The organism is Streptomyces sp. NPDC048696, assembly GCF_043198895.1.
Taxonomy (GTDB): Bacteria; Actinomycetota; Actinomycetes; order Streptomycetales; family Streptomycetaceae; genus Streptomyces.
In genome coordinates this window covers 101,825-127,251 of the sequence record NZ_JBICVJ010000010.1, presented here as the reverse complement: position 1 = coordinate 127,251, position 25,427 = coordinate 101,825, and the positions used below count along the sequence as shown (strand labels likewise).

Genomic DNA, 25,427 nt, shown 5'->3' with positions numbered 1-25,427 from the left:
GCCAGATCACCCGTTTCCGCGCCGAAGCGGAAGTGACGGGCGCTCCGGTACCCCCGGTCACCGTCTTCTGGGCCGCCGCGGATCCGAGGGTGCTGGAGACCCTGGCGGCCGCGGGGGTGGAACGCGTTCTGCTCGACCTGCCGTGGGCGACGGAGTCGGACACGCTCCGGCATCTGGACCGGCTGGTTGCGGCGCGGGAGGAGTTCCTGGGCACGGCGTGAGCGGCCGGGAGCCGAGCACGGTCCGCATCTGAACAACCCTCCCACCCCGCTCAGAGCCCCCGCAGCAGCTCGTCAATCCCGGACTTGATCCGCTCGGGGGTCACCTTCCGTTCCACCGTGAGGTGTTCGAACAGACTCGGCACGAACGGCCCGAGCAGCAGGTGGGCCGCCACAGCCGGATCCGAGCCGGGCTTGGCCTCCCGCAGCAGCATGGCGACATGCGCGTACGTCGCCCCGTACACCCCACTGCGATATCGCGCGCCCGGCGACGCGGCCTCCGCCATGCTCATGATCGCGATCTGGTCGATGATCCGGTCGGCGAGCGCGTGCAGGAAGGCGCGCAGCCGCTCGGCGGCCGGGGCCCCGGGCCCGAGGGGCGGGGGACCGGTCAGGAACGACTCCTGGAAGCGCTGCTCGGCGTCGTCGAGGAGCGCGAAGAGCAGCTGGCTCACATCGCCGAAGCGGCGATAGACCGTGCCGACGCCCATGCCGGCGGCGTGCGCGACGGCGTTCATGGTGACGGCCTGCGGCCCCTGCTCGGCGACCAGCCGGGCCGCCGCGTCGAGGATCTTCCGGCGGTTACGGGCGGCGTCCGCGCGCTCGGGCGGGGCCTGGCCGGTGACGGAGAGTTCGATGCGGGTCATGTTCCGAGGCTACCGGATAGTTATCCGCATCGCTCGTTCGGTGCGCGAAGGCTCACGGGGTGGGCTCACGGAACGGGTTCACGCGGCGTTCATGGAAGGGGCTTGCGAAGTGGATTCGTATCCGGTTTACTCATGGACGTCGAAGCGGATAGATATCCGGATCCGGGTCGACGACAGAAGCTTACTGATCTCTGCTTGGGAGGGGCCTCGTCATGAGCGCCAAGGTTGCGGTCGTCTACTACTCGTCCACCGGCAACGTCCACCAGCTGGCCAAGGCGGTCGCCGAGGGTGCCGAGAAGGCGGGCGCCGAGGTGCGGCTGCGCCGGGTGCCCGAGCTCGCCCCGGACGCCGCCATCGACGCCAACCCGGCGTGGCGCGAGCACGTCGAGGCCACCAAGGACGTCGAGATCGCCACGCTCGACGACCTGGAGTGGGCGAACGCGTACGCCTTCGGCTCGCCGACCCGTTACGGCAACATCGCCGCCCAGTTGAAGCAGTTCATCGACACGACGGGCGGCCTGTGGTCCAAGGGTCTCCTGGCCGACAAGCCCGCCACCGGCTTCACCAGCGCCCACAACGCGCACGGCGGCAACGAGTCGACGACGCTCGCGCTGTACAACACGTTCCACCACTGGGGCTCGATCATCGTCGCCCCCGGCTACACCGACCCGGTCGTCTACGGGGCGGGCGGCAACCCGTACGGCACGGCCCACGCGGGCTCCGACGCCGTCTCCGAGGAGACCCTGACCGCCGCCCGCTACCAGGGCGAGCGCCTGGCGACGATCGCGGCGCGGCTGCAGGCCGGTGCGCGCCAGTCGTAGCTCGGCGTGCTGTTCGTGAGAGCCCTTGCCCAAGAGGCAGGGGCTCTCAGCCCGTTCGGGGCCGGAATTCTCCGAGCATGGCCGAGTGCTTCGCGGGAACTCGGATGCCAGGAGGTGTACGTATGGTTCCCCTGCTTCTGGTGCTGTTGCTCGCGCTGCTTCTTTTCGGTGCGGGTTTCGCGCTCAAGATTCTGTGGTGGTTCGCCGTCATCGTGCTGGTCTTCTGGCTCGTGGGATTCGCGGCGCGCTCGGCAGGTGCCGGTGGTCGGCGAGGTCGCTGGTACCGGTGGTGAGGTGATTTCCGGGAGGGAGCGTTAGGGACGGGTCCCCGGGGGCACCCGTCCCACGTCCAGCCGACCATCCGTACCAGCGAATTCGGAGGTAATACCATGGGTCTGGGCGGATGCATTCTGTTGATCGCGGTGGGAGCGATTCTCACCTTCGCGGTCGACTGGCATGTGCAAGGCATCAACATTCACGTGGCCGGGCTCATCATCATGGCTGTCGGAATCATCGGAACGGGCGCCTATGTGAGCATCTTCAAACGCCGTCGGCTACAGGCGCCCCCGCCTGCCGCGCCGGTGGTGGAGGAAGACCGCCGCTACTACTGAGCACGGAGTTCGTAGCACGTAACCGCTGAGCCACCGCCGAATTCGACCGTACGAGCGCACATGCAGGCACGAGTACGCACGCGAGCATGTGGGCCCACGAGTCGAATCGGCCGAGGGAGTCCGATGGTGAGCCGAACCCGCGTCCTGGTCGTAGGAGCCGGATTCGCCGGCTACCAGGCGGCCCGCACGGTCAACCGCCGTCTGCGCGGCCGAGCCGAAACGGTATTGCTCAACCCGACCGACTACTTCCTCTACTTGCCGCTCCTGCCACAGGTGGCCGCCGGAATCCTGGAGCCGCGCCGGGTGACGGTCTCGCTCCCCGCAACCCTGCCGGGCGTACGTCTCGTCCTGGGGGAGGCCGGGCGGGTGGACCTGGAACGGGGCCGCGTGCACTACCGCGACCCGGAAGGGCGGCCGGGTGAACTCGGCTACGACCGGCTGGTGTTGGCCGTGGGCAGCGTGAACAAACTGCTGCCCGTGCCGGGAGTCGTCGAGTACGCGCACGGTTTCCGCGGCCTGCCCGAGGCGTTGTACCTACGGGACCACATCACGCGCCAGATCGAACTCGCGGCGACTTCGGCCGATGCCGGGGAGCGCGCGGCGCGCTGTACGTTCGTGGTCGTCGGGGCGGGCTACACGGGCACGGAAGTGGCGGCCCAGGGAAGCCTGTTCACGGATGCGCTGGTGCGCCACCACGCCGACCGGCGCCATCCCGATCGGCGACACACCAGCCCGCCGCGCTGGCTGCTGGTGGACATCGCCCCCAGGGTGCTGCCGGAGCTGGACCGCCGCCTGTCCACCACCGCCGACCGGGTGCTGCGCGGCCGTGGCGTCGAGATACGCCCGGGGACGTCGGTGGCCGAGGCCACGCCGGACGGGGTGCGCCTGGACGACGGCGAGTTCGTACCGACCCGCACGCTGGTCTGGTGCGTGGGCGTACGCCCCGACCCGCTGGTCGGCGAGCTGGGCCTCCCTGTGCGGGGCGGACGGCTGACCGTCGATCCCCGCCTGCGTGTGCCGGGCCACGAGGAGGTGTTCGCCTGCGGCGACGCGGCGGCCGTCCCCGACCTGACCCACCCGGGCCGGCTGACGGCGATGACCGCCCAGCACGCCACCCGCCAGGGCAGGACCGCGGGAAACAACGTCGCGGCCACGCTGGGTGTGGGGGAGCAACATGACTACCGGCACCACGACTTGGGCTTCGCGGTGGATCTCGGCGGGACCTCGGCCGCGGCGAACCCCGTCGGCGTCCCGCTCTCGGGCCCGCTCGCGGGTGCGGTGACGCGTGGCTACCACCTCGCCGCGTTGCCGGGCAACCGGATCCGCGTAGCCGCCGACTGGCTACTGGACGCACTGCTGCCGCGCCAGGCGGTACAGCTGGGGCTCGTACGCTCCGGTGCCGTACCGCTGGACATGGAGACACCGGAACCGGCCCGTGCGCCGGGGCAGCGGAAGTAGCAAATGGAACCCCCTCACTTACGCGACTGTACTGCTGCATCGGGTGGAGAAGACGAAATGGAACCCCTGTCAGAAGGCGTCACGACGGACTCAACAGGCTTGGTGGAGGCGGCGGTTCTGGTCCTGGACTGCGCCGAGCCGGAGCCGTTGGCCGAGTTCTACGCCCGGCTCCTGGGCGCCGAGATCCCGCTGGAGCGGGAGATCGAACGCATCGAGATCACCGGGCGCGGCGGTACGCGCATGGCCTTCCGGCGCGACCACGGCGCCGCCCCCAACAGCTGGCCCCGCCCCGACGACTCCCAACAGGCCCACCTGCAACTACTGGTCGCCCGCGACCGGATGGACGCCGTGGAACGCCAGGTCATCGCCCTCGGCGGTCGCCCCCTCGATACCAAGGACAACAGCGGCCTGCACGACACCCGCCTCTATTCGGATCCGGCGGGGCATACGTTTTCGCTGCGGAGCGAGTGACGCGGATCAGGCGTCGATGTGCAGACCAAAACCACTGCGACCCGGTGTCTCCAGTCCCTCGTGCAGACGCGCCGAGGGTATTTCGTAGTCACCGCCGTTCTGGCGGCGGTACGGGATGGGGTCGGTGTCTTCCAGGGGCAGCAGCCTCTTCTTCCACAGCTCGGCTGGCTCCGCCGCCCACGACAGCCTGCGCCTGCTGGCGAGGCTCGGTGCCACGGGCGCCCCCCCCGCCGAACCTCCGGGACGAGCCGCGAAGCGCTGGGTATTCGGCGATTCCGGGATCTTGAAGTCGCGGGGCGGCGTGGGTGCGTGACGATCTCAGGCCTGCCGTCCGTGCGTCGAGGCGTCCGCGATGCTCTCGCCGAGCAGTAGCGCGGCGACCGCCTCCGGGGCCTCGTGCATGGCGTCGTGGCCGGTGGGGAGGTCGTGGACCTGCCACTCGGGATCGGCTTGGAGTCGGGTGCGTAGTTCGGCGAACGGCGTACGGTCCTCCCATCCCGAGCAGTACACGAACTCCCGACGGGGGACCTGGGCGAGCGCGCCCGTGAGCCGGATCCTCTGCAGGAACGAGGCGAGGGGATGGGGACGGCGACGAGGATCGCCGCCGTCCGGCGGGCGAACGGCGTAGCCGGTGGTCGCAGCGCCGGCAGCGATCAGTTCCCGGAAATACTCGTTCGTCGACGACCACCACGACTCGCCATCGCGCGGTACGAAGGCGTCGAGATGCACCAGTCGTGAGATCCGGCCGTCGGCGCGGTCGGCGGCCGCGGCGATCACCATCCCGGCGTAACTGTGGCCGACCAGCGTCGCGTCGGTGATGTGGGCGCGATCGAGGAGCCGCAATACGTCGTCGGCGTGCGTGTCGAGGTTGGCGGTCGCGACCGTCGCGTTGTCGTCGTCCGGCCGCAGACCGGTCAGGGTGAGGGCGTGCACCGTGTGACCGGCACCCTCCAGCAGCGGAACCACGGCCTCAAACGCCCAGGAGCCCTTCCAGGCCCCGGGCACAAGGACGAACGTAGCCATACGTCTCTCCTTCTCCATTTCCCCATCAAGCCGCGGCATCGATGCGAGCTGCCTCGATGCCACTCCCCATGGAGGCAGTCTCACTGGATCAAGGTGTGGCTCACTACCGCTACGATGCCAACTCATGCCTGTTCCCCGCCAACCTCGCCAGATCGCCGGTGTGACGTCACACATATGGCCGTCCGGCGGGCGCCACCTCTGGTCATCCGGCGGAACAGGCCCGGTGCAGTCGCACGCACAGGGGCACTTGGTGTACGCGGCCAGCGGCGTCCTGGCAGTTCACACCGAGCGCGGCACGTCGATCGTTCCCGCCAACCGGGTCGCCTGGACCCCCGCCGGGTTCACGCACCACCACCGCGCCCACGGCGACACCGATATGCGGATCGTCTTTCTCCCGCCGTCCCTGGCCCGGCTCATACCGGACCATCCCGCCGTCTTCCATGCCTCCGACCTCGCCCGCGAAGTCCTGCTCGCCCTGACCGGCCCCCGCAACTACGACGCCGCAACGCCTGGCTACAGCCGCTCCGCGCGCTCTCGCCTCCTTCGTGTCCTCGTCGATGAACTCCACGAGGCACACGAACAGCCACTGCACCTGCCGGAGCCACAGGACGACCGACTGCGGGCCATTGCCCGGATGCTGTACGAGAACCCGGCGGACAACGCGACGCTGGCCGAACTCGGGAAGACGATCGGAGCCAGCACCCGCACCATCAGCCGACTGCTGCGCAACGAACTCGGCATGACCTTCTACGAGTGGCGCACGCAACTGCGCGTCTACCACGCGCTGGTACTCCTCGCCGACGGCCACGACACCATCCACACCGCCTACGCCTGCGGTTGGGCCAACCCCAGCGGCTTCATCACGGCGTTCACCAACATCATCGGAACGACCCCGGGCCGCTACCGAGCCAGTCGCCGGACCACGGCCCCCGCATCTCACCTCCCGACGGCGGTCAAGTCCTCGGGGTGATCACGGCACCGCTCAGCGCGTGAGGATCAGCCACCATGCCGCAGGGTCGCAACCGCTCGCGGCACCTCATTCACCCGTCGTTGATCTGCCGTTGAGTGCGCCACGTTGCAATGCCCGGACAAACGCTCTCCAGGTACCCAGAGAACGAGGTCATGGCATGCTCCTCCAACATCAGCGGATGAGGAACAGACGACGGCGACGGAGAAACGGGTACGGCGTGCCCGTCGTCCTGCTCCTGGCCGTCGCTCTCCTGGCCGGGCTGCTCCCGGCCTTCGTGCTGCCCGCGCACAAGGCGGCCGCGGTGCCGGGGGGCTTCCAGTACAAGGCCGCGTCGTGGAACCTCGCATTCAACAGGTCGAGACTGAACGACAAAGTGCCCACGCTCATGCAGGCGGCGGGCGGTCTGGACGTCATGGCCCTCCAGGAGGTGCGGGACGAGTTCGCGGGGGACGTCCTGCCCGGGGTCGCCGAGCCGTCGGTGGACGTCCCGGAAGACCGGAAGGTCGTGGACCCTGATACCCCGGGGGGCTGGGAGGCGCGGCGGACTTGGACAGTCGATCGCACCCGGTGGACCCCGCAACCGGGGCTCTCCTTGTACCTGTACCGCGTGAAGACGCCGGGGGTCAACAACCGCTCCGTGGTGATCGTGCAGCGCAGCTGGAACGCCGGACAGGCGCTGCTGGACGCGAACGACCTGAGCGTGCTGTCTACGCGGCCCGACCACAAGGTGCTGCGGCCGCTGCCCACTGCCACCGCCGTCGTTCCCAAGGCCGCGGGTTTCCCGGCTCTTGGCATCCGCCTCAACGTCGCCGGGCGCGGCGGACCCACCTGGTTCTACTCGATCCACGCGACCAGCGAAACGATCCGCGCCGACAACAACGCCGACTTCATCGTGCAGGACGTGAGCTCCAACGACCCGCGACGCGCCGCAGGCGACCGCTGGGCCATGCTCGGGGACTTCAACCGGATCCCCACCGCCCGCTCGATAGGCAACACCGGCAACGCGGTGAATGACGCGCCTTTGGAAGACATTGTCGACCGTGAACCCGGCGAAGCGTTCCACTACTCGGACGTCACGCTGCCGACCTATACGAAGAAGAACGGCGCCAACATCTCCAAGTCCCAGCTGGACTACATGGTGTCCAAGGAGGCGATCGACAGGTACCGCGCCGTGCGCTGGCCCGATCGCATGGGGTCCGACCACTACCCCGTCGTCTATGTGCCACCGGCTTGCCCGGTCGGCCCCCGCGTGGCCGGTGCCCGTACGGCCGGTGCCTCGGCGGCCGAGGGCGACAGCTGCGGGACCAAGCTGCCCGCCGCCGTCTCCCTCGGCGACAGCTACATCTCGGGGGAGGGCGGCCGATGGCTCGGCAACGCGAACACCTGGGCCGACGGCTCCGCCTGGGGCACCGACCGTGCCGCCGTGGCGTGTGACGCGGACGAGGCGAAGTGCGACCACGATCTGAGCCGGGTGTACGGCGACACCTCGTACGGCACCAATGGCGAGGGGGAGGAGGGCAATCGGTGCGACCGGTCCGACACCGCCGAGATCATGACGGCCGACCTGCCGGGCATCAGCCGGGAACGCCGCTTCAACCTGGCCTGCTCCGGTGCCACCACCGAGCATGTGCGCGGCACCGAGTTCAAGGACGAGGACCCGCAGATCGACCAACTGGCCGCGTTGGCACAGTTCTTCGACATCAAGACGGTCGTCGTGTCGGTGGGCGGCAACGACCTGGACTTCAGCGGAATCGTCAAGGCGTGCGGCGAAGCGTTCGTCAACCGCCTGACCACCTCGTGCAGCAAGAGCAGGGAGCCCGGCTTTGCCAGCGCCCTCGGTGACGTACAGGGCAAGGTCAAGGCGACCCTCGACGCCGTCCACACGACCCTCAACGCCACGCAGGAGCCCGGCAGTTACAGCGTCGTGCTGCAGTCCTATCCCTCGCCGATCCCGCGCAACGACAACAACCGCTACCGCGACGCCCTCAACCGCTACGAGTCGGGTGGTTGCCCCTTCACCGCCCAGGCGTCCGACTGGGCGCGCGACTCGGTCATGCCCCGGATCAGCTCGATGCTCCGGCAGGCGGCCCGCACCGGGGATGCGGCGTTCCTCGATGTCCAGGACGCCTTCAACGGGCACGAGTTGTGCGCCAAGACGGCGCAGCAGGCCACATCGGCCAACCGCCTGGGCACACCGCAGCCCGCCGAGCAGGCGGAGTGGGTGCGGTGGGTTCCGTACCTGTTCGAGACGTCGAAGAACTGGCTGTGGCAGTCCCAGGGCGACCAGCAGGAGGCCGTCCATCCCAACGCCTTCGGCCAGCAGATGCTCGCCACCTGCCTGAGCCGCCTCGTCGGCCAGTCGCCGCGCGGGGGTACGGAGTTCTCCTGCACCAACACGCCGGGTCAGGGCCCGGACGGCGCCCAGGTGCGGCCGGGTACGGCCCGCGGTATCGACGCGACGCTCTCGGTGGCCACCAACGAGGCGTACTTCTTCCACGGTGACCAGTACGCCCGGGTGAAGCTCGGGCGCAACGGCGCCAACGAGATCGTCGACGGCCCCGACAAGGGCATCAAGTCCATCGGCGACAACTGGCCGAGCCTGCGCGGCACCCAGTTCGCCAACCGGGTCGATGCCGCCTTCTCCCTGCCCGATGTGCCGGGCGAGGCGTTCATGTTCAGCGGCAGTCAGTACGTACGGATCAAGAACGTGCATCCGGGGACCACGGACGACACTCTGGTGAACGGGCCGTGGTCGATCTGTACCGGGTGGACGAGTCTGTGCAGCACACCGCAGCTGAAGGCGTTGTTCGCCGACGGTATCGACTCCGCGCTGTCGGTGCGCAAGAACGAGGTGTACTTCTTCAAGGGCGACCAGTACGTGCGCGTGGAGGCCAATCCCGGGAGCATCGACCGCGTCATCAGCGGCCCGCTGCCCATCGCCGACCACTGGCCCAGCCTCAAGGCCGCCGCGGAGAAGGCTCCGACGGCGGGTTTCACCAACGCCATCGACGCCAGCTTCGGTGTGCCCGAGTGGTACTGCAGCTGGCTTCAGGCGATCGTCACGCTGGGCATCGCCTGCACGATGAACGAACCGGGGCGCGGAGCGGTGTTCGCGGGCGGTCAGGTCGTCGCGATCTCGGTGATCCCGGGCACCAACGACGACAAGCTGCTCGGCGGGCCCGATCGGATCACCGACGTGTGGACGTCGCTGCGCAACACCATCTTCGACGAGCAGCCGGACCCGGCGGTGATCCGGGCGCGCTCGTCGATGCGCGGCCCGCAGCCCGCCGCGGACCGTGAGCCGAAGGGGCCGGGCCCCTGGTCCACGGACCCCGCCGATCAGCCCAAGTGCCGGCCGGACGGTATGACCGCGACGCCCGACGTGAACACACCGTACTGCCAGGTGTACGACGACGAGGGGCGGGAGCGGATGGGCAGTACGCATCCCCGGCGTGTCGTCGGCTACTTCACCGGCTGGCGGACCGGCGCCGACGGGCGGCCCCAGTATCTGCCGAACAGTATTCCCTGGGGCCAGGTCACCCACGTCAACTACGCCTTCGCGCACATCCAGGACGACAAGATCTCCGTGGGCGACCCCAACGACCCCGACAACCCGGCACTGCGGATGACCTGGCCGGGCATCGCGGGCGCGGAGATGGACAGCGGCCTGCCCTACCAGGGGCAGTTCAACCTGCTCACCCAGTACAAGCGGCAGCACCCCCGGGTGAAGACACTGATCTCGGTCGGCGGTTGGGCCGAGACCGGCGGGCGGCTCAACCCGGACGGCACCCGCACCGCCGACGGCGGATTCTACTCGCTGGCGACCAAGGAGGACGGCAGCGTCAACCAGTCGGCGATCGACACGTTCGCCGACTCCACGGTGGAGTTCCTGCGCCGTTACGGCTTCGACGGCGCGGACATCGACTACGAGTACCCCACGGCGCTACCGAACACCGGGAACCCGCTGGACTGGCCGGTGTCCAACCCGCGGCGCAAGGGGCTCACCGCCGGATACACCGCGTTGATGAAGACCCTGCGCGAGCGGTTCGACCGCGCGGGCGCGGCGGACGGCCGCTACTACCAGCTGACCACCGCCGCTTCCGCATCCGGCTACCTGGTGCGCGGCATGGAGGACTACTCCGCGCTGCAGTACCTCGACTTCGTCAACGCCATGTCGTACGACCTGCACGGTTCGTGGAACCGTTTCGTCGGCCCGCAGGCCCCGCTCCTGGACGACGGACGCGACAACGAGCTGGCCGCGGCCGGGATGTACGACAAGGCCAAGAACCCGGAGTACGACCAGTTGGGGTACTTCAACACCGACTGGTCCTACCACTACTTCCGGGGCGCGATGCAGGCCGGGCGCATCAATCTGGGCGTGCCGTACTACACGCGCGGCTGGGATCACGTGAGCGGCGGTGTCGGCAACGGTCTGTGGGGCACGTCCGACCTGCCCGACCAGAAGGCATGCCCGCCCGGGACCGGCCCCAACGGCGGCCGGATCGCCTGTGGTTCGGGTGCGAAGGGTGTCGCCAACCTGTGGCACGACACCAATCCCGACGGCAGCGAGGTCGGCGCCGGTTCCAACCCGATGTGGCACGCCAAGAACCTCGAACGCGGTGTCACCCCGGGCTATCTCGAACGCTTCGGCCTCGACCCCGACGACCCCGCGAACGCGACCGGAGGCTACACCCGCCACTGGGACGACAGGCTCAAGGCGTCCTGGCTGTGGCACGAGGACAAGAAGACGTTCCTGTCGACCGAGGACGAGCAGGGCGTCGCCGCCAAGGCCGAGTACGTCAAGGACAAGGGTGCGGGCGGTGTGATGCTCTGGGAGCTCGCCGGGGATTACGACTGCCCCGCCGAGGGGGAGTGCCGCCCCGGCTACACCCTGACCACCGCGCTCGACGACGCCCTGCGCTCCGCCGGGCCCTACGGCGCCGAGCGTGCGCAGGGATCGACGGCCAGGCTCCCCAAGGAACAGCTCGACGTCAGCGCCCAGCTCGTCGAATTCCCCACCGGTCTGGACGACCTGTGGCCCCAGCAGCCCAAGCTGCGGATCACCAACCACACCGCTGCGTCGCTGCCCTCGGGCGCCGAGCTGGCCTTCGACATCCCCACCAGCACCTCGCCCCTCGTCAAGGACGGGGCGTGGAAGGAGCTGAAGGACGCGGTCCAGGCAGGCCACAGCGGCCCCAACGTGGGTGGTTTGAAGGGGGACTTCCACCGGGTCACCCTGAAACTCGGCTACTGCGAGGACATCCCACCGGGCAAGTCGCGCGACATCGCGCTCAAGTACTACCTGCCCATCACCGGCCCCGCCAACTTCACCCTCAAGATCGGAGACACCACGTACGGGCTGAGCCAGGACCGGCGCAAGAACACCACCGCCGTGTCGCCGCCCACCGGGGCGGGCGGACCGGGCTGCCAGGCCGAGGAGTGGGACGGCGGCCGTACGTACAATCCGGCCTGGGCCCCGTTCTCGTTCTGGCAGACCGGCGACAAGTGGAAGATCGAGGACGTGAACAGCGGCAACCTCCTCGACCACCCCGGCGACTGGTCCACCGCTCACCTGATCGAGAAGCAGGACGGCAACGCCAACCAGCTGTGGACGGTCGGTGAAGACTCGGCCGGCGGCTGGTTCCGGATCAAGAGCGGCACCAGCGGCCACGAGCAGTGTTTGGGCGCATCGAGCACACTCGGCGCGCTGACCGTGCGGGACTGTGACTACAGTCCCGGGCAGTGGTGGCAGCTGCGCACGGATTCCGGGGAGGTGACGACGGGGGCGCCACGCCACGGCGGGTCGTACGGGCTGGTGTCGTTCGCGGCGGGCACCGACTTCGCGAAGCCGGACTTCGTCGCCGAGCCGCGCAACAGCGGCACGGCGCCGGGCACCGAAGTCGTGGCGGGCACCCCGGACGGCAGCACCCGCACCGTCGTCTCGTACGGCGGCTTCTACTGGAAGGCGAAGTACTGGACGAAGGGGAACCGCCCCGACGCCGCCGATCCCGCCAGCCCCTGGACCCGCCTCGGCCCCACCTCAACGGAACAACTGCTGCGGGGCCCCACCTTTGGGGGTGGCCTCGGGGGTGGCCTTGGGGGTGGCCGCACGCTTGGGGGCGGCCTCACCCTGTCGCGTACTCCGCTGATAAGAACCATGTGACCGGGCCGGAGGCGGCCGAACTCCACGAGTAGTACCTGGACGGTGGCCTGCTAGGGCAGGCCACCGTCGAGCTTTTCGGCTCGACTGGGGTCGCCGTGCACTGCCCGGTCTACTCGATCAGCCCGGTCACGTTCACCAGTTGCGCCGCCCACAACGGTGGACGAACACGGGATTACTGCCCAGATAAGAGCTAAGTCGATCAAACGAGCCCCCTTGTCGGGTCCCTGACCCGTCGTCACAATCCCGTAGTGGCTGAAACTCACCGCGCGTAGACCGTGACTCGATACGGGAGTGCCGATGAAGAAGTCCAGACTATGGCTGGTCGGCGTGGCCGGCCTGGCCCTTCTGCTCGGTGGGACGCAGGGCTCGGCGCAAGGAGCAGGAGCGAGCGGCTCCGCACACCCCGCGACAGGCGTGGGCTCGTGCACACTGAAGAACTGGAACGCCGACCAGGACCCCGAAGACGCCAAGAACCTGCCCGAGGGGCAGCGTCCCCAGTCCTACAAGCCCGACGACTACAACTGCACAGGCGCCCACTTCGCCGCGCCGGGCGTTGAGTTCGCGAAGTTCCCGCAGCCGCACAACTACTCGGCCAAGGCGGCCACCGGGGGCGGGAAGCCCACCGCCACCACCGCGGCGACGAACCCGCTCGCCCCTTACTTCCCGCCGTTCACGCACTTCGTGATGCTGACCCGGGAGAACCACACCTTCGACGACTATCTCGGTGACTGCGCCACTACGGTGCAGTCAGGGTGCAACGGCGTCGTGCAGAGTACGAACCACATGAGCTCGGTGCCGAACCTGCACACGCTCGCCAAGACCTACTCGCTGCTGGACTCCTACAGCACCGGCACGCAACCCCCGAGCGGACCCAACCACTGGTGGATGTTCTCCGCGCAGTCGTCCTCCAGCTCGCAGCAGCAGTCCTACCCCGCCGCCACCGGCACCCAGTTCGACCGCTTCCTCAAGGGTGCCTCGGGCCCGTCGGGTGAGGGAACCAACCCCTGTGTGGCGCAGACGGGCATCGGGAGCGGAACCGCCCAGCTGTCGATGGTGACCGAAGGCGACTTCTACTGGATGCTCAGCACCGGCAGCGGCTACTGGCGCAACCCCGCCACCAACGCCCTTGAGGTGCTGCCGGTCAACCGGCCGGGCACGACGATCCCCGAGGAGCTCGACTACAACAACTACACCTGCAAGGCGCAGAACGATGACGACCAGGTCATCGGGAACAACTACATGAACTTCGTGACGGCCAACGGCCTGCCCGCGTACTCCTACGTCGAGCTGTTCAACGACCACCCCGGCACCTACCAGGACATCCAGAAGAACGACTCGGTCACCCGGCAGATCGTCGACTCCATCATGAACAACGCGTCCTACAAGGACAACACGGTCATCGTGGTGACCGAGGACGACACCCAGAACGGCAGCAACGGCCCGGACCACGTCAGCAACACCTACCGGGTGCCGACCGTCGTCATCGCCTCGCCCAAGTACATGAAGCAGGCCAATGTCAGCCATGTCGCCTACTCCACGAACAACGTGCTGGCGGCGATGGAGCGGGTGATGGAGAACGTCCACCCGGGCGTCATCGACCCGAACAACAACATCGGGCTGAGCACCTTCCCGATGACCACCAACGACCAGGCAGGCCTGGGCGATCCGCTGGAGGACCTGTGGATCCAGGGCGCCACGCCCTTGTCCGCCTCCGCGGGCGCCTCGCCGACCACGGGCAACGCGCCGCTGGCGGTCGACTTCACCGGCTCGGCCTCGGGCGGGACGGCGCCTTACAGCTACAGCTGGGACTTCGGTGACGGCTCCGCGGCCAGCACCGCGCAGAACCCGAGCCACACCTACAGCACGGCCGGCAGTTACACGGCGACGCTGACGGTCACCGACAGCGCCTCCCCGGCCCACACGGCCACCTCGACGGTCGCGCTGAACGTGAGCGCGGTCGGCAACCCGCTGGCGGCCAGCGCCTCGGCCGCGCCGACCTCCGGGCAGGTGCCGCTGAACGTGTCGTTCACCGCTACGGCCACGGGCGGGACACCCGCGTACTCGTACAGCTGGGACTTCGGTGACGGCTCCGCGGCGAGCACCACGCAGAACCCGAACCACACCTACAGCACGGCCGGGAGCTACACGGCGACGCTGACGGTCACCGACAGCTCCTCTCCCGCCAAGACCGCCACGTCGACCGTGACGATCACGGCCTCACCCATCGCCGGCGCGCCGCCGGGCGCCCCGACAGGCCTCACCGCCGCGCCCGCCAACGGGCAGGTCACGCTGAACTGGAAGGCCCCCGCCAGCAACGGCGGCGTCAACATCACCTCCTACAAGGTCTACCGCGGCACTTCCAGCGGCTCGGAGACCCTGCTCACCTCGGGCGGCTGCGGCAACCTGGCCGTGGTGCTCTCCTGCACGGACACCGGGCTCACCGACGGACAGACCTACTACTACAAGGTCACCGCGGTGAACTCGATCGGCGAGAGCCCCCAGAGCAACGAGGCGAACGCCACGCCCAGTGGCTGCACCGCGCGGCAACTCCTGGGCAACCCAGGCTTCGAGACGGGCACGGCCTCGCCCTGGTCCACGACCACCGGCGTGGTGGCCAACTCCTCCACCGAGCCACCGCACTCCGGCAGTTGGGACGCCTGGCTGGACGGCTACGGCACCACCCACACCGACACCCTGTCGCAGACGTTGACCCTGCCGACCGGCTGCTCCTCAGAGCAGTTGAGTTTCTGGCTGCACGTCGACACGACGGAGACCTCCACGACCAACGCCTACGACACCCTCAAGGTGCAGGTCCTCAACAGCTCGGGCACCGTACTGTCGACCCTGCACACCTACTCCAACCTCGACCACGTCACCGGTTACGCCCAGCACACCTTCGACCTGTCGGCCTACGCCGGTCAGACGGTGACGCTGAAGTTCACCGGGCACGAGGACTACACCAAGCAGACCTCGTTCGTGCTCGACGACACCGCGGTCAACATCAACTGACCCCACAGCGGGGACAGCGACGGTCGGCCGGGTGACGATCCCCGGCTGGCCGTCAGCGTGTTGGACGGACATCTCGTGCCGTGGCGGTGTCAGGCGGCGGCGGTGCGGGATGCCGGTTGTTGTCGAAAGTCGAACTGGACAGCCCCCATGGGGCTACCTGTCGCCTGCTGCGCCAGTCGGACGGGCCCGAACAGTAGGTGCCGCAAGGCCGCCGACCGGCTTCCGGGAAACAGCCGCCGGGCCACCGGTACGCTGGCGGCCGATGCCGGAACCCCGTCAACCCTCACCGCGCTTCACAACGCCTGACACACCATCGGCGGAGACGCCTCGTGGTGCGGCCTGGATCCCGCACGGCTGCCACCTCGACGCCCACTCCCACACCCACGGCCAGCTGGTGTACGCCGCCGCCGGAGCGTTCGCCACCACGACCGAACGCGGGACATGGTTCGCCCCGGCGAACCGGGTGACGTGGACGCCGCCCGGATTCGACCACTCCCATCGCTTCTACGGCCGAACCGACGTCCGCCTGCTCGACATCCCCGTCGACCTGTGCGGCGAACTCACCGCGTACCCCGGTGTGTTCGAGGTGAGCCCGCTGCTACGGGAGGCGCTTCTGGCCTTGACCGACCGGCCGGAGTTCCGCCCCGGGGCCGACCGGCGGCTGCTCACGGTGGTGGTCGACGAGCTCGCCGAGGCCCCCGAGCCGTCCGTTCACCTGCCCGAACCGCGCGACGACAGGCTGAGAGCAGTGACCGCCCTGCTGCACGCCGATCCCGGCCGGACCGCGACCCTGGCGGCGTTGGGGCGGACGGTGGGGGCGAGCGAGCGGACCTTGAGCCGTCTGTTCCACACCGACCTCGGTATGAGCTTCCACCGTTGGCGCACCATCCTGCGCATCCATCACGCCCTGGTGCACCTCACCAACGGCCGGTCGGTCACCGACACCGCGATGGAGTGCGGGTGGTCCAACCCCTCCAGTTTCATCGAGGCGTTCACCACCATCGTCGGTGAGACCCCGGGCCGCTTCCATGCCCAACTGCGTGGCGAGAGGTCGTAGCCGTACGCCGTTCCCACCTTGGCGGCTTTGCCGTATTCGCTGACCGTTTCCCAGTTGGGGGAAATCGCGGCGCGTCTCACAGTGGGGGGTGGGCACGCCGCGCCGCACCGGGCGACGACAGGCGTAGCGAAGGGGAGACGGACAGATGATGGATACAGGTGAGAGCACCGCGGTCGTCATCGTGGGAGCCGGGGTCGCCGGACTCACTCTCGGCAATCTCCTGCTGCGCAGCGGCATCGACTGCATTGTTGTGGAGAAGCACAGCCGGGCATACGTCGAGCAGAGGCAACGGGCCGGAACCGTCGACGCCCGAGGGGTGCGTATGTACCGGGAGTGGGGCCTCGAAGAGATGGTGGAGAGCTTCCTCTCCTCGAAGATGATGGGTTTCCGGCTCGACGGCGAGGAGTTGCCGCTCGTCTTCGGCGGGGATGAGGTCGACGAAATCGCCTTCTGCCCGCAGCAGGTCCTCGTACGCAACCTTACGGACGTCTTCCTGCGCGAGGGCGGCGACCTCCGGTTCGAGGCCGCCGACGTCTTGCTTGACGGCATTGACGGCATTGACGGCATCGACGGCGAGCGCCCGCGCGTCCGTTATCGGGACGCCGCCGGTTCGACGAAGACAGTCGACTGCGACTACATCGCCGCTGCGACGGTCACCACGGCGTCAGCAGGGCCTCCATCCCCGCAGGCGTACTCACACGCCACGCCCATGAGTTCGCGTACGCCTGGCTGAGCGTCCTGGCCGATGTACCGGCCGATCCCGCAGCCATGGCGATACACTCCCGAGGTATGGCCGGGCTGATCCCCCGTGGCACGAACGCCAGTCGGCTATACCTCCAGTGCCCGGCCGACGACACCCTTGCGCAGTGGCCGGACGAACGCATCTGGAGCGAGCTGGAGGCCCGCTTCGGCACTCCCGTTTCGACCGGCGCGATCCTGGACAAGCGGCTCGTGCCGCTTCGTAGTGTGGTGTACAGCCCTTTGAGTTACGGCAGGTTGTACCTGCTCGGAGACGCGGCGCACCTCGTCCCGCCGATGAGCGCGAAGGGGATCAACCTCGCTCTGAACGACACGGAGGTGTTCGCCCGCGCCATCATCGGCCGGGTGAGGGAGAACGATGCGGCCCTTCTCGACGCCTACTCGGAGACCTGCCTGCGCCACATCTGGAACTACCAGGCGTTCGCGGTCTGGATCACCGAGCTGATGCACAACGCCGGAGACGCCTCCTACGAAGGGGAGTTCCGCCGCCGGATCGCCCGAGCGGAGCTGAAGCGCATGTTCACCTCGCCGACGGCGAAGCGCCTGTTCGACGAGTTCACGGCGGGCGTGAACTAGGGACGGTGCGGCGGCGCGTGCGCGGGGACCCCCATGCGATCTAGCCCGGGACTGTTGGCCCGAGGGTGGAGATCCCCTGCGGGAGTGGGGGGACTCAACGCACAGTGCCATGGCCATCCGAATGGTCGTCCGAGTCGAAGCGGCGTCGTGCGGTGTCGATTTCGTCGAGGTAGCGGCGGGTCCAGGCGCACATGCCGTTGACCGTGTCGCGTAGCGCCGCGCCTGCCTCGGTGAGGCGGTAGTCCACGCGGGGTGGCACCGTCGCGTACACGGTCCTGTGCACCGCCCCGTCCCGTTCCAGCCCGCGCAGGGTCTGGGTGAGCATTTTGTGGCTGATGCCCTCGACTTCGGCTCTGAGCTCGGTGAACCGCAGTGTCCGCGTCCCCAGGGCGTTGATGACGAGCAGTGCCCACTTGTTGGCCACCTCCGAAAAGATTTCGCGGGCGAGGGATTCGGTGCGCGTCAAGTCCGCGTCGTCGGGTACGGGCTGGGGCTGCTCGGTTTCCATGAGGTTCCTCTCTCACCGAAAAGTGCGTTCTTCCACGCCCGAGGCTACGCACCTACGGTTCCAGAGAACCCGGAAGAGACGTGAGAGGGCACGGCCATGACCATCCTGAAGACCTACGCACGCCTATGGACCGACGACCTCGACCGCGCACTGCCTCTCCTGGAGCAACTTACCGGCGAGCAACCCCACTTGCGGCTGGCGTTCGAGGCGGTGGGCCTCGCCGCCATCGGCGACTTCCTGGTGATCGCGGGCTCGGCTGAGGAACGCGCGAAGTACGACCATGCCTCCGCCACCGTCGTCGTCGACGACCTCGACGACCTCCAGACGACGCTGGCATCGGCGAAGGCGACCATCACGACCCCCGTAACCGACGGCCCGACGGGGCGGTTCCTCTACGCCCGCCACGCGGACGGAGCGGGCGTGGAGTATGTCGAGTGGAACCCGGAGTTGGTCGGCAGGCTCATCCGCGCGTAGGCCCTGATACGACCAGGGCCGATGGACTGTCCGCACGCACCGGAAGATGCCTTCGGCGGGGTCGGGTCAGGTCAGGGGCGGTCGACGCGGGAGGCGCTTGCGGCCCGGGGGATGGTGCCGCTCGTGCGGGCCGGGACAGGGGCCGTGACTGCGACGGCCCTCGCGTCGCGCCGGATGAGCCGGTGATCCAGCTCGCCGATGAGCAGACCGGTGGCGGTGATCGCGGCTGCGGGTAGGCCGAGGTGGTTCACGGATACCACGTCGTCCAGGAGGAAGCCGCCGACGAGTCGGTGCGGGATCGGGACGAGCCGGGCCCAGCCGCACGCGCCCCAGATCACGACACCGATGCACGCTGATACGAGGTGTCGGCTGCCCCATCGGGTGGTGAGGAAGACGAGGACGGCCGTGACGCCTGCGGTGTTGATGACGATGCGGTTGCGGAGTACGCCGACGGCGGCGACGAACATCATGGTGCCGGGCCAGTCGATCCCGCTGATGGCATTGCCGATGGGGGAGCCGCGGGCGGTGGCGGCGCTGAGCCTCCGAAGAGGATCGACAGGGCGGCGGCCCGCTTCTCGGGACCGGCCAGGGCGACGACGCCACCCCCGCACGCGCGGGCACCACGGTTTGTACGCCACCGACGCTCATGACGGCGCTTGCCCCAGGTCAGCGCGTGAGGATCAGCCCACAGCTGTAGGCACGGGCATGGCCGATGCCTGTGCCGAGCGCCGTGACGAAGGCTGTGGGGTCGACGACGGACAGCGAACCGCGGAGCTCGGCGCGGGCGACCTTGAGGCGTGTATGGGGCGCGGGACTGGAAACGGTGGGCAGGAGGCGGACCGACAGGGAGTTGGGGTCCACGGTGGCGCCGACGGGGCCGGGAGTGTGACTGTCCCCGAAGTGGCGTGCGCACCATTTCCTGACGCCATCCGGTTTGGTGTGGGCTACGCGCCTTCCTCGGACGAGCTCCCCGCTGGGACCGAACTGCCTCTTGCCGTAGGTCGGGTTGATGACCGAACGGAACCCGACCGTGTCACCGGTGCGGAAGGTGCGGTCGACGGTGATGAAGTGCGGGTCGTCCCGGAGCGCGCCGCGGGGCACGTGGCTCCAGTCTGCCGCGACTTTGGATTGTACGACCAGGACGAGGGCGGCTGCTTTGAGATCCACGGCCCATGTCGATAGGACGCCCATCTGGGCGCGGGCGTCGGCACTGCCGTTGTCCACCCACCCTTTGAAACCGCTCATCACCGTGCGGTGCATGTCCTGGGCGTCGATCAATGACTTCGCTACGTACGGGTGTCGTGCGTCAAGGGTCAGAACTGAGTGGGTCGCGATGAAACGGGCCTGAGCCGTCGCTGTGCGGGCCTGCGGGGGGTTGTTCACGGGACGATGCCCTTCCAGTCGTCGGCGTTCGGCGCGATCGTGATCCGGCGGCGGACTTCCCAGCGGGTGGTGTGTTCGGGCCTGAGCGAGTCGAAGTGCACTGGCTGGTCCTGTACGGGTGTCGCGCCCCGTTCGGAAGGCGGGGCTTGGAACCATCCCCAGGGCTTGCGTTGTGGGTCGGCGGTGCCGTCGGGGCCGGGCAGGAGCTGGTGGGTGTCGAATACCGAGGCGAGGTCGCCGGGGGCCGATTTGAGCGTCAGGGTTCCGGACGGGGGGCAGGACTTCCGGCCCAGCCACAGCAAGCGCCGTGGGTGTTCCAGCGCCTTCCCGACGGTTGACAAGAAGCCCTCGTCCTCGTGCTGGAGCCCTACCAGGAACGTCGCGTCGGCGAGGTACCACCGCTCGGTGATGAGCGCCGTGCGGGTCAGCTCGCCGGACACCAATACGCCAGAGACCGGATCAGCGGCGATCTTCTTGGGCGCGCCGTACCAGTGGGGCAGGGTGTGGTGGCCGAACTGGTCTCCGGTGGCGGTGTCGAGGTTGGCGGAGGTGGCGGCGGCGCGTCGGTGGTCGGTGATCAGGTCGCGGGGGCGCAGCGGATATTTCCCTGCACCGACGGTGTGGTAGTCGCGGACGGGAGTGCCGGGATGGTCGGCTCGTACACCGAAGGTCACCTGGGCCAACTCGTCCAGGTCGGCGTCGCGTGGCAGCCCCATGGCTGCTGCGCACATCCCGATCACTGCTGATTTGGTGGGGCGGCTGTGTGAGTCGCGGCGGGCGGGGAACCGGGAGGTCATGCCCCAGGACTGCAGTGGGCCGGCGAGTCGGAGGAGGAGTACATGGGTCATGGGGTGAGCCCTCCGATGGTGGTCACCCGATTGGCGTCTGAGGTGTTGAGTTCGTCGAGGAGGGCGTCGACCTGTGGGTCGTAGGTGAGCAGTCGGGTTGAGCGGATGTCGGGGCGGCGCTGGCTGACGAAGTCATGGTGGCGTAGCAGGCGTCGTACTCCGGCGAGTCCGGCCGGTCCTTCTCCGCCGGTCGCCATCTCCTTTTCGTCAGTGTTGACGGGGTTCTCGTCCACGGGCTTCTGGAAGGCACCGGCGTAGTTGTAGGGGCGTTCGCCCTCGAAAGCCAGTACCAGCCCGGGGAGTGAGCCCGTGGAGGCGGTGGAGTTCTTTTTGGCCTCGGGGAAGGCTTCGACGAATGCGTTGACGAACTCCTGCTCGGCGGCGATTGTCGCTTCGCTGGCTTGCTCTTCCGTCATGCCTGCGACCTGGAGGTTGGTCTTGAGCTGGTGGCGGTCGAGGACGGCGTGTCGGTAGAACGTACCGGAGATAAGAGCCTGGTATCCCGTCATTCCCGCGCCGGCGTCGTCGGCCGCGTCGAGGAAGTCCAGGGCGTTCTTCTTCCGCTCCAGTTTCGCGTCGTCTGCCGCCGCATAGAAATCGTCTACCTGCTCGGCCTCATGAATAGTGAACGCGTGTGCACTTTGTACGGCGCCGTCTACATTGGGCGAGTCGGCGATTTCCGCGAGGAACCTCCCATACAGGGCGATGTCGATGGCGTCGCGTGGGGCCAGCGCGGTGAGTACCGCGGCTCGTGATGCCTTCGGTAGCGGCGGCAGGTCTTTCGTCTTGGCCGCCGCCTCGCCTTCTTCGTCGCCGTTCTCCTCGGAGGGCTTGCGCGTGCCGCGCTTGGGTGTGGCGGTGGCGGATTGCGCGGCCAGGTATGAGTCCCGCCAGGCGCGCAACTCCTCAGCCTGGGCTGCGATGTGTGCTGCGATTCGGTCGCCGGTGTCGGCGGGTGCGAACAGCAGTACCTTGGTGAGGTTGGCGACGGTCTTCTTCGACAGTTCGCCGAACTTGAGCCCGGTTGCTTCCAGTACGGCGCGGGCGGTGGTCACGGCTTCGTCCTTGTCCCAGCCGTGGTGACTTTCCAGCGCCCGAGCGGTGATGAGTGCCCACTCCCGGGTACGGAGGCCGGTGGTGCGCCCGGCGAGCGGACCCTGCCCCGCGTTGGCCCGGTTGCGGGCGTGGACTCGCTCGGCTCGGCGCCGCGCCTGGCTGGTGATCATGTGACGTTCGGCGCCGCCGTAGACGAGCGTTTTGGGCGAGCCGTTTTCGTCTCGTACGGGAAGGACCGCGACCAGGGTCTCCAGTAGGTGGAGGGAGAGGAACTGGCCTCGCGAGGTGGCTGTTTCAGTCACGTGCTGCTGCCCTTCTGGGTGGTCTTCCTGGCGTTGGTGTACGGCGCGTGGAAGTCGACGGCCCAGTTGTAGGCGATGCGGGCCTTGCGGTCGTTCCACTGGGAGAGGTCAACAGCGAGCTGTGTCCAGGACGGTGGTTGCTGCTCGCACGAGCGCAGCCGGGCGATGGAGTGCTGGAGGTGTCGCCAGGGGATGCGTCGACTGGCCACGATGCGGTCGACGAGCCGTGCGGCGCCGGGGTCCCCGGGGCCTCGGTGTTTGGGGTCTGTGCGGCTGCCGATCCTGCGGGCAGCCGTGCCGAGGCTTCCGTAGCCGCGTGTTGGGTGTCCCACGCCGCGGTGGTAGAGGGCGAACAGGAAGGCGACCTGTTCGTAGATGTCCCGGTCCTGCTCGTTGGGGGCGGACCAGCCGGCTCGGATGTGGGCGGTGGTCTTCACGCCGCTGCGCCGAAGCTGGGCGAGGTCGCCGTACTGGTGGTTGCGCACGAGCGCGATGAGGTGGGCGGTCAGCTGGTCGGCGGATTCTTCTGTGGTCCGCTGTCCGGATGCGCTGGTCATGCTCCTCCTTCCGTAAGGCTGGTGAGGTCGCCCGGGGCCCGGGTGCTGGTGAGTTCGGATTCGAAGCGTCTGCGTGCGGCGGCGCGGGCTCGCAGTCCCTGCCCGTTCTTCGGCAGCGAGTCGAGACGCTTGTCCAGGAATTCCCTTGCCATCTCCAGGAGCCACTCCACATATCCGGGTATGCAGTCGGCGACCATTGCTCCGTCGGCGACGTCGACGAGCAGGGTGTGGAAGGGTTCCTCGGTTGCCTTCCATTGCTCGCCGCGGGCGTCGAAGCGGGCCAGTTGAGCCTTCTTGTCGGAGGGCTTGGGGTTGGGGTAGGCGATCTCCCAGGCTGCGTAGGCTGCCCGGTCCAGGCTGCGGGCGATGTGTTCGGCCACTTCAGACCCGCGTCGTGATGCGTTGTAGAGGTGTGGGGCCAGGCCTGGGGCGAAGGGGAAGACACTGGTGACCCAGCCCATGGGGGTGGCCTTGCTGGAGAGGAGACCGACGGCCAGCAGGTCGAAGGGGTGACGGTCCGCGGCCTTCTCCTTGGGAAGTTTCGCGAGGCGTGCGTACAGTCCGCCTGTCCCGTCCTTCACGGCGGCGTAGAGGGCATGCGCCTCGCGCCACAGGTCACGGGTGGCGGATGGCCACAGCGGCTTCTTCTCGCCGGTACGGGTCTCGGAAATGACGGCGTCCTGGAGATGCAACTCTGCTTTGAGATCGAGGAGTTCGCCAGCACCGATCAGGACGCGGTCGACGGCGGCTTGGTCGCGGTCGAGTCCTTGTTTGGGACGCATCAGTACGGAGCGGCCGAGGTAGCTGTGGAGGTCGGCGAATCCTCGTACAGGGCGGGCCGGAGGTTTGGTCGTGAAGCCCCGGCGCTCGATCGGTCCAGTGGTCCAGGTCAGGTTGAGTACGCGCGGGTCGTTGGTGGTCGGGGCCAGGTTCAGGCGCAGGGTGTGTCCGAGGCTTTGGCCGAGCGCGAGGACCCGGATGCGGCCGCCGAGCCGCCCGGTGGCCAGGTTGGTGATGGCCGGGCCCAGGGTGGCCTTGCCCGATATGCGGGCGCGGCCGGAGAGGCCGAAGGAGTGCTGGGTAAGCATGGCCCGGAAGGCTTCGGCGGCAGGCAGCGGGTCGCTGTGCTCCAGGTGGTGGTGGTCGGCGAACTGGCTGTAGTCCCCGGCGCGTTCGATGACCAATTGGGCGGGTCCCGTGCCGTGCTGCTCCAGGAAGGGAGCAAGGAGGCTGTTCTGTCCCAGGGGTTTGGTGGGATGGAAGAGGTTCCAGTCCTCGTCGGACTGGTCGGTCAGCCACGACACGACAGCCCCGAACGGCGTCGGACCGGGCTCCTGCACCCGGTGCAACCATTCCTCATCGGATGTTGGGTACGTGTCGGAGGCGTAGCACAGTGCGAGGAGGAACTCTACGACGGCGGCCTTCTCGCCCGGGGTTGCTCCGTCGATGTCCCGCAACTCTTCTGCCCGAGCGAACAGTTGCACAAGATTCAGGTCGACGACGCCGCCGTCCTGCTTCAGTGCCCGCACGCATGTGTGCTCTCGGGGGTCCCAACGGGGGATCCTGGAACTGCCGTTGGGCGGGGGTAAGTCAGACAGGTGCATGGTGGTTGACCTCGTCGTCATGCGGTTCGTTCACCTGAATGGAGCAGGAAGTTAGTAGGAGTGGAAGGGCGGAGAGAAAGGGTTCCGTTATGTCGCGTGTCCGTGGGGGAGGGGGAGCGGAGGGATCCCCGCCAGCGCGGGGAAAACGGTGACGCGCTTGCGTCAACGGACTGATCTAAGGGGGCACCCCTGCTAAGCAGGGACTCTTCAACGTCCAGGTCAAGGTCTTCCGGTATCGTCCGGAGGGTTCGCCCTGGGGCATGTCGACATCGTCTGTGTGTGGGGGCAAGGGCTGGGCGCGGCTGGAGGTGGTCCCTCCCGGCAATGAGACTGCCGGGAGGGACCTCCTTCAGGCGAGCGTCATCAGATGGGACAGCGCAGCCGACGCACAGGCTTCGAATGCCAGCCGAGCCAGGTCACCCCTGTGGGCCCACAACCACCTCCTTAATTCGATCAGACGTGCCTTTGGCCATGGCGTCGGACGATCTTCCAACATGCGCACTCCTCTCCTCCTGCGCTCCGTGCCCTGCCAGTTGGTCAGGGCACGGAGCAAGGGAGGAAACATCGCGAGTCCGCGTGAATTGAGTCTGGCAGTCGGAGGCTTAGCGGCGGCGGTGCTTGAGCGAATGTGACTTCAACTGATCGGTCTAACTCGTCTGTCCGAGTCATCTCGTCATGCGCGCGACCGCCGCCGAACGAGGATCGCCAGCGTCGCGCGGGCGTCGCGGCGACGGGTCGGGTTGCGGGAGGCAACGGAGACGAGGGCGACGCCGAGCAGGGTCGCCGTGTACAGGAGGCCTGTTGCGGCGGTCAGGGTCGTGGCGTTGGTAACTAGGGCGGGTAGTGCGGACATGGCGGGGCTACCTCTCGGACGGGCCGTCCGGCGAGTGACGGGCGGCGAGTGCGGTAGTT

20 protein-coding genes and 2 pseudogenes are annotated in these 25,427 nt (G+C 68.3%); 12 read left to right on the top strand and 10 right to left on the bottom strand.

The genetic code is table 11. From position 1 onward, the window contains the following. Nucleotides 1-32 precede the first annotated feature (32 nt). A complete protein-coding gene (locus ACGFRG_RS22180; RefSeq protein ID WP_393266326.1) occupies nt 33-221 on the top strand; it encodes a hypothetical protein in 189 nt (62 codons plus the stop codon). A gap of 50 nt (nt 222-271) precedes the next feature. On the opposite strand, the gene ACGFRG_RS22175 is transcribed toward ACGFRG_RS22180, so the two are convergent. After that, nucleotides 272-865, bottom strand: coding sequence for a TetR/AcrR family transcriptional regulator (locus ACGFRG_RS22175; protein ID WP_393266323.1), 594 nt, complete (start codon nt 863-865; stop codon nt 272-274). A gap of 212 nt (nt 866-1,077) precedes the next feature. Here ACGFRG_RS22175 and wrbA point away from each other — a divergent pair, with 212 nt between their 5' ends. From wrbA to ACGFRG_RS22150, 5 genes are all read left to right on the top strand, one after another. After that, nucleotides 1,078-1,686, top strand: a complete 609-nt coding sequence (gene wrbA / locus ACGFRG_RS22170; RefSeq protein WP_361418568.1) for an NAD(P)H:quinone oxidoreductase — start codon at nt 1,078-1,080, stop codon at nt 1,684-1,686. A gap of 122 nt (nt 1,687-1,808) precedes the next feature. Further along, nucleotides 1,809-1,979, top strand: a complete 171-nt coding sequence (locus tag ACGFRG_RS22165; protein WP_361418565.1) for a hydrophobic protein — start codon at nt 1,809-1,811, stop codon at nt 1,977-1,979. A gap of 96 nt (nt 1,980-2,075) precedes the next feature. Beyond that, complete coding sequence (locus tag ACGFRG_RS22160; RefSeq protein ID WP_361418562.1) at nt 2,076-2,297, top strand: hypothetical protein; 222 nt, start codon at nt 2,076-2,078, stop codon at nt 2,295-2,297. 123 nt (nt 2,298-2,420) lie between these two features. Further along, the gene (locus ACGFRG_RS22155) at nt 2,421-3,755 is read left to right on the top strand and encodes an NAD(P)/FAD-dependent oxidoreductase (RefSeq protein ID WP_393266319.1); all 1,335 of its coding nucleotides are present in this window, start codon (nt 2,421-2,423) and stop codon (nt 3,753-3,755) included. Nucleotides 3,756-3,812: 57 nt separating this feature from the next. Beyond that, a complete protein-coding gene (locus ACGFRG_RS22150; protein ID WP_361418556.1) occupies nt 3,813-4,226 on the top strand; it encodes a VOC family protein in 414 nt (137 codons plus the stop codon). 6 nt (nt 4,227-4,232) lie between these two features. Here the strand turns inward: ACGFRG_RS22150 and ACGFRG_RS22145 are convergent. After that, nucleotides 4,233-4,391: pseudogene (locus ACGFRG_RS22145) on the bottom strand (flavodoxin family protein); the annotation flags it as partial. A 153-nt stretch (nt 4,392-4,544) separates the two neighbouring features. Then, a complete protein-coding gene (locus ACGFRG_RS22140; RefSeq protein WP_361418553.1) occupies nt 4,545-5,249 on the bottom strand; it encodes an alpha/beta fold hydrolase in 705 nt (234 codons plus the stop codon). A 223-nt stretch (nt 5,250-5,472) separates the two neighbouring features. Between ACGFRG_RS22140 and ACGFRG_RS22135 the strand changes: the two genes are divergently transcribed. The 5 genes and pseudogenes from ACGFRG_RS22135 to ACGFRG_RS22115 all read left to right on the top strand — a co-directional run bounded on the left by ACGFRG_RS22135 (nt 5,473) and on the right by ACGFRG_RS22115 (nt 17,783). Next, nucleotides 5,473-6,219, top strand: coding sequence for an AraC family transcriptional regulator (locus tag ACGFRG_RS22135; protein ID WP_393266315.1), 747 nt, complete (start codon nt 5,473-5,475; stop codon nt 6,217-6,219). A 217-nt stretch (nt 6,220-6,436) separates the two neighbouring features. Continuing rightward, nucleotides 6,437-12,382 (top strand): glycosyl hydrolase family 18 protein, encoded by a 5,946-nt coding sequence (locus ACGFRG_RS22130; protein WP_393266313.1) that lies wholly within the window; start codon nt 6,437-6,439, stop codon nt 12,380-12,382. A 297-nt stretch (nt 12,383-12,679) separates the two neighbouring features. After that, entirely contained in the window at nt 12,680-15,391 is a 2,712-nt protein-coding gene (locus ACGFRG_RS22125; protein WP_393266310.1) for a PKD domain-containing protein, read from the top strand. 262 nt (nt 15,392-15,653) lie between these two features. Then, a complete protein-coding gene (locus ACGFRG_RS22120; RefSeq protein ID WP_393266307.1) occupies nt 15,654-16,448 on the top strand; it encodes a helix-turn-helix domain-containing protein in 795 nt (264 codons plus the stop codon). A 145-nt stretch (nt 16,449-16,593) separates the two neighbouring features. Then, nucleotides 16,594-17,783: pseudogene (locus ACGFRG_RS22115) on the top strand (4-hydroxybenzoate 3-monooxygenase). A 94-nt stretch (nt 17,784-17,877) separates the two neighbouring features. Here ACGFRG_RS22115 and ACGFRG_RS22110 read toward each other — a convergent pair. Then, nucleotides 17,878-18,291 carry a winged helix-turn-helix transcriptional regulator gene (locus ACGFRG_RS22110; RefSeq protein WP_393266304.1) on the bottom strand — a complete coding sequence of 138 codons (414 nt, stop codon included), beginning with the start codon at nt 18,289-18,291 and terminating at the stop codon, nt 17,878-17,880. A 96-nt stretch (nt 18,292-18,387) separates the two neighbouring features. Here ACGFRG_RS22110 and ACGFRG_RS22105 point away from each other — a divergent pair, with 96 nt between their 5' ends. Beyond that, nucleotides 18,388-18,765: a VOC family protein gene (locus tag ACGFRG_RS22105; RefSeq protein ID WP_393266301.1), complete on the top strand. Its 378-nt coding sequence runs from the start codon at nt 18,388-18,390 to the stop codon at nt 18,763-18,765. 71 nt (nt 18,766-18,836) lie between these two features. Here ACGFRG_RS22105 and ACGFRG_RS22100 read toward each other — a convergent pair whose 3' ends face one another. The 6 genes from ACGFRG_RS22100 to ACGFRG_RS22075 all read right to left on the bottom strand — a co-directional run bounded on the left by ACGFRG_RS22100 (nt 18,837) and on the right by ACGFRG_RS22075 (nt 24,440). Further along, nucleotides 18,837-19,235 (bottom strand): hypothetical protein, encoded by a 399-nt coding sequence (locus ACGFRG_RS22100; RefSeq protein ID WP_393266298.1) that lies wholly within the window; start codon nt 19,233-19,235, stop codon nt 18,837-18,839. Nucleotides 19,236-19,431: 196 nt separating this feature from the next. Next, complete coding sequence (locus tag ACGFRG_RS22095) at nt 19,432-20,148, bottom strand: type I-E CRISPR-associated protein Cas6/Cse3/CasE (RefSeq protein WP_393266295.1); 717 nt, start codon at nt 20,146-20,148, stop codon at nt 19,432-19,434. Next, nucleotides 20,145-20,996, bottom strand: a complete 852-nt coding sequence (gene cas5e / locus ACGFRG_RS22090) for a type I-E CRISPR-associated protein Cas5/CasD (protein WP_393266292.1) — start codon at nt 20,994-20,996, stop codon at nt 20,145-20,147. The genes ACGFRG_RS22095 and cas5e overlap by 4 nt, the downstream gene beginning before the upstream one ends. Further along, the gene (locus ACGFRG_RS22085; RefSeq protein WP_393266289.1) at nt 20,993-22,354 is read right to left on the bottom strand and encodes a type I-E CRISPR-associated protein Cas7/Cse4/CasC; all 1,362 of its coding nucleotides are present in this window, start codon (nt 22,352-22,354) and stop codon (nt 20,993-20,995) included. Before ACGFRG_RS22085 ends, cas5e begins: the two co-directional genes overlap by 4 nt. Next, the gene (casB, locus tag ACGFRG_RS22080; RefSeq protein WP_393266286.1) at nt 22,351-22,911 is read right to left on the bottom strand and encodes a type I-E CRISPR-associated protein Cse2/CasB; all 561 of its coding nucleotides are present in this window, start codon (nt 22,909-22,911) and stop codon (nt 22,351-22,353) included. The genes ACGFRG_RS22085 and casB overlap by 4 nt, the downstream gene beginning before the upstream one ends. Further along, nucleotides 22,908-24,440, bottom strand: a complete 1,533-nt coding sequence (locus ACGFRG_RS22075) for a type I-E CRISPR-associated protein Cse1/CasA (RefSeq protein ID WP_393266283.1) — start codon at nt 24,438-24,440, stop codon at nt 22,908-22,910. Before ACGFRG_RS22075 ends, casB begins: the two co-directional genes overlap by 4 nt. Between the last annotated feature and the right edge of the window lie 987 nt (nt 24,441-25,427).

Coding starts and splice junctions, on each gene's coding strand:
- ACGFRG_RS22140 (WP_361418553.1), bottom strand. CDS start 5,249: ATGGCTACGTTCGTCCTTGTGCCCGGGGCCTGGAAGGGCTCCTGGGCG.
- ACGFRG_RS22165 (WP_361418565.1), top strand. CDS start 1,809: ATGGTTCCCCTGCTTCTGGTGCTGTTGCTCGCGCTGCTTCTTTTCGGT.
- ACGFRG_RS22125 (WP_393266310.1), top strand. CDS start 12,680: ATGAAGAAGTCCAGACTATGGCTGGTCGGCGTGGCCGGCCTGGCCCTT.
- ACGFRG_RS22175 (WP_393266323.1), bottom strand. CDS start 865: ATGACCCGCATCGAACTCTCCGTCACCGGCCAGGCCCCGCCCGAGCGC.
- ACGFRG_RS22150 (WP_361418556.1), top strand. CDS start 3,813: ATGGAACCCCTGTCAGAAGGCGTCACGACGGACTCAACAGGCTTGGTG.
- ACGFRG_RS22110 (WP_393266304.1), bottom strand. CDS start 18,291: ATGGAAACCGAGCAGCCCCAGCCCGTACCCGACGACGCGGACTTGACG.
- wrbA (WP_361418568.1), top strand. CDS start 1,078: ATGAGCGCCAAGGTTGCGGTCGTCTACTACTCGTCCACCGGCAACGTC.
- ACGFRG_RS22120 (WP_393266307.1), top strand. CDS start 15,654: ATGCCGGAACCCCGTCAACCCTCACCGCGCTTCACAACGCCTGACACA.
- ACGFRG_RS22160 (WP_361418562.1), top strand. CDS start 2,076: ATGGGTCTGGGCGGATGCATTCTGTTGATCGCGGTGGGAGCGATTCTC.
- cas5e (WP_393266292.1), bottom strand. CDS start 20,996: ATGACCCATGTACTCCTCCTCCGACTCGCCGGCCCACTGCAGTCCTGG.
- ACGFRG_RS22100 (WP_393266298.1), bottom strand. CDS start 19,235: ATGATGTTCGTCGCCGCCGTCGGCGTACTCCGCAACCGCATCGTCATC.
- ACGFRG_RS22155 (WP_393266319.1), top strand. CDS start 2,421: ATGGTGAGCCGAACCCGCGTCCTGGTCGTAGGAGCCGGATTCGCCGGC.
- ACGFRG_RS22105 (WP_393266301.1), top strand. CDS start 18,388: ATGACCATCCTGAAGACCTACGCACGCCTATGGACCGACGACCTCGAC.
- casB (WP_393266286.1), bottom strand. CDS start 22,911: ATGACCAGCGCATCCGGACAGCGGACCACAGAAGAATCCGCCGACCAG.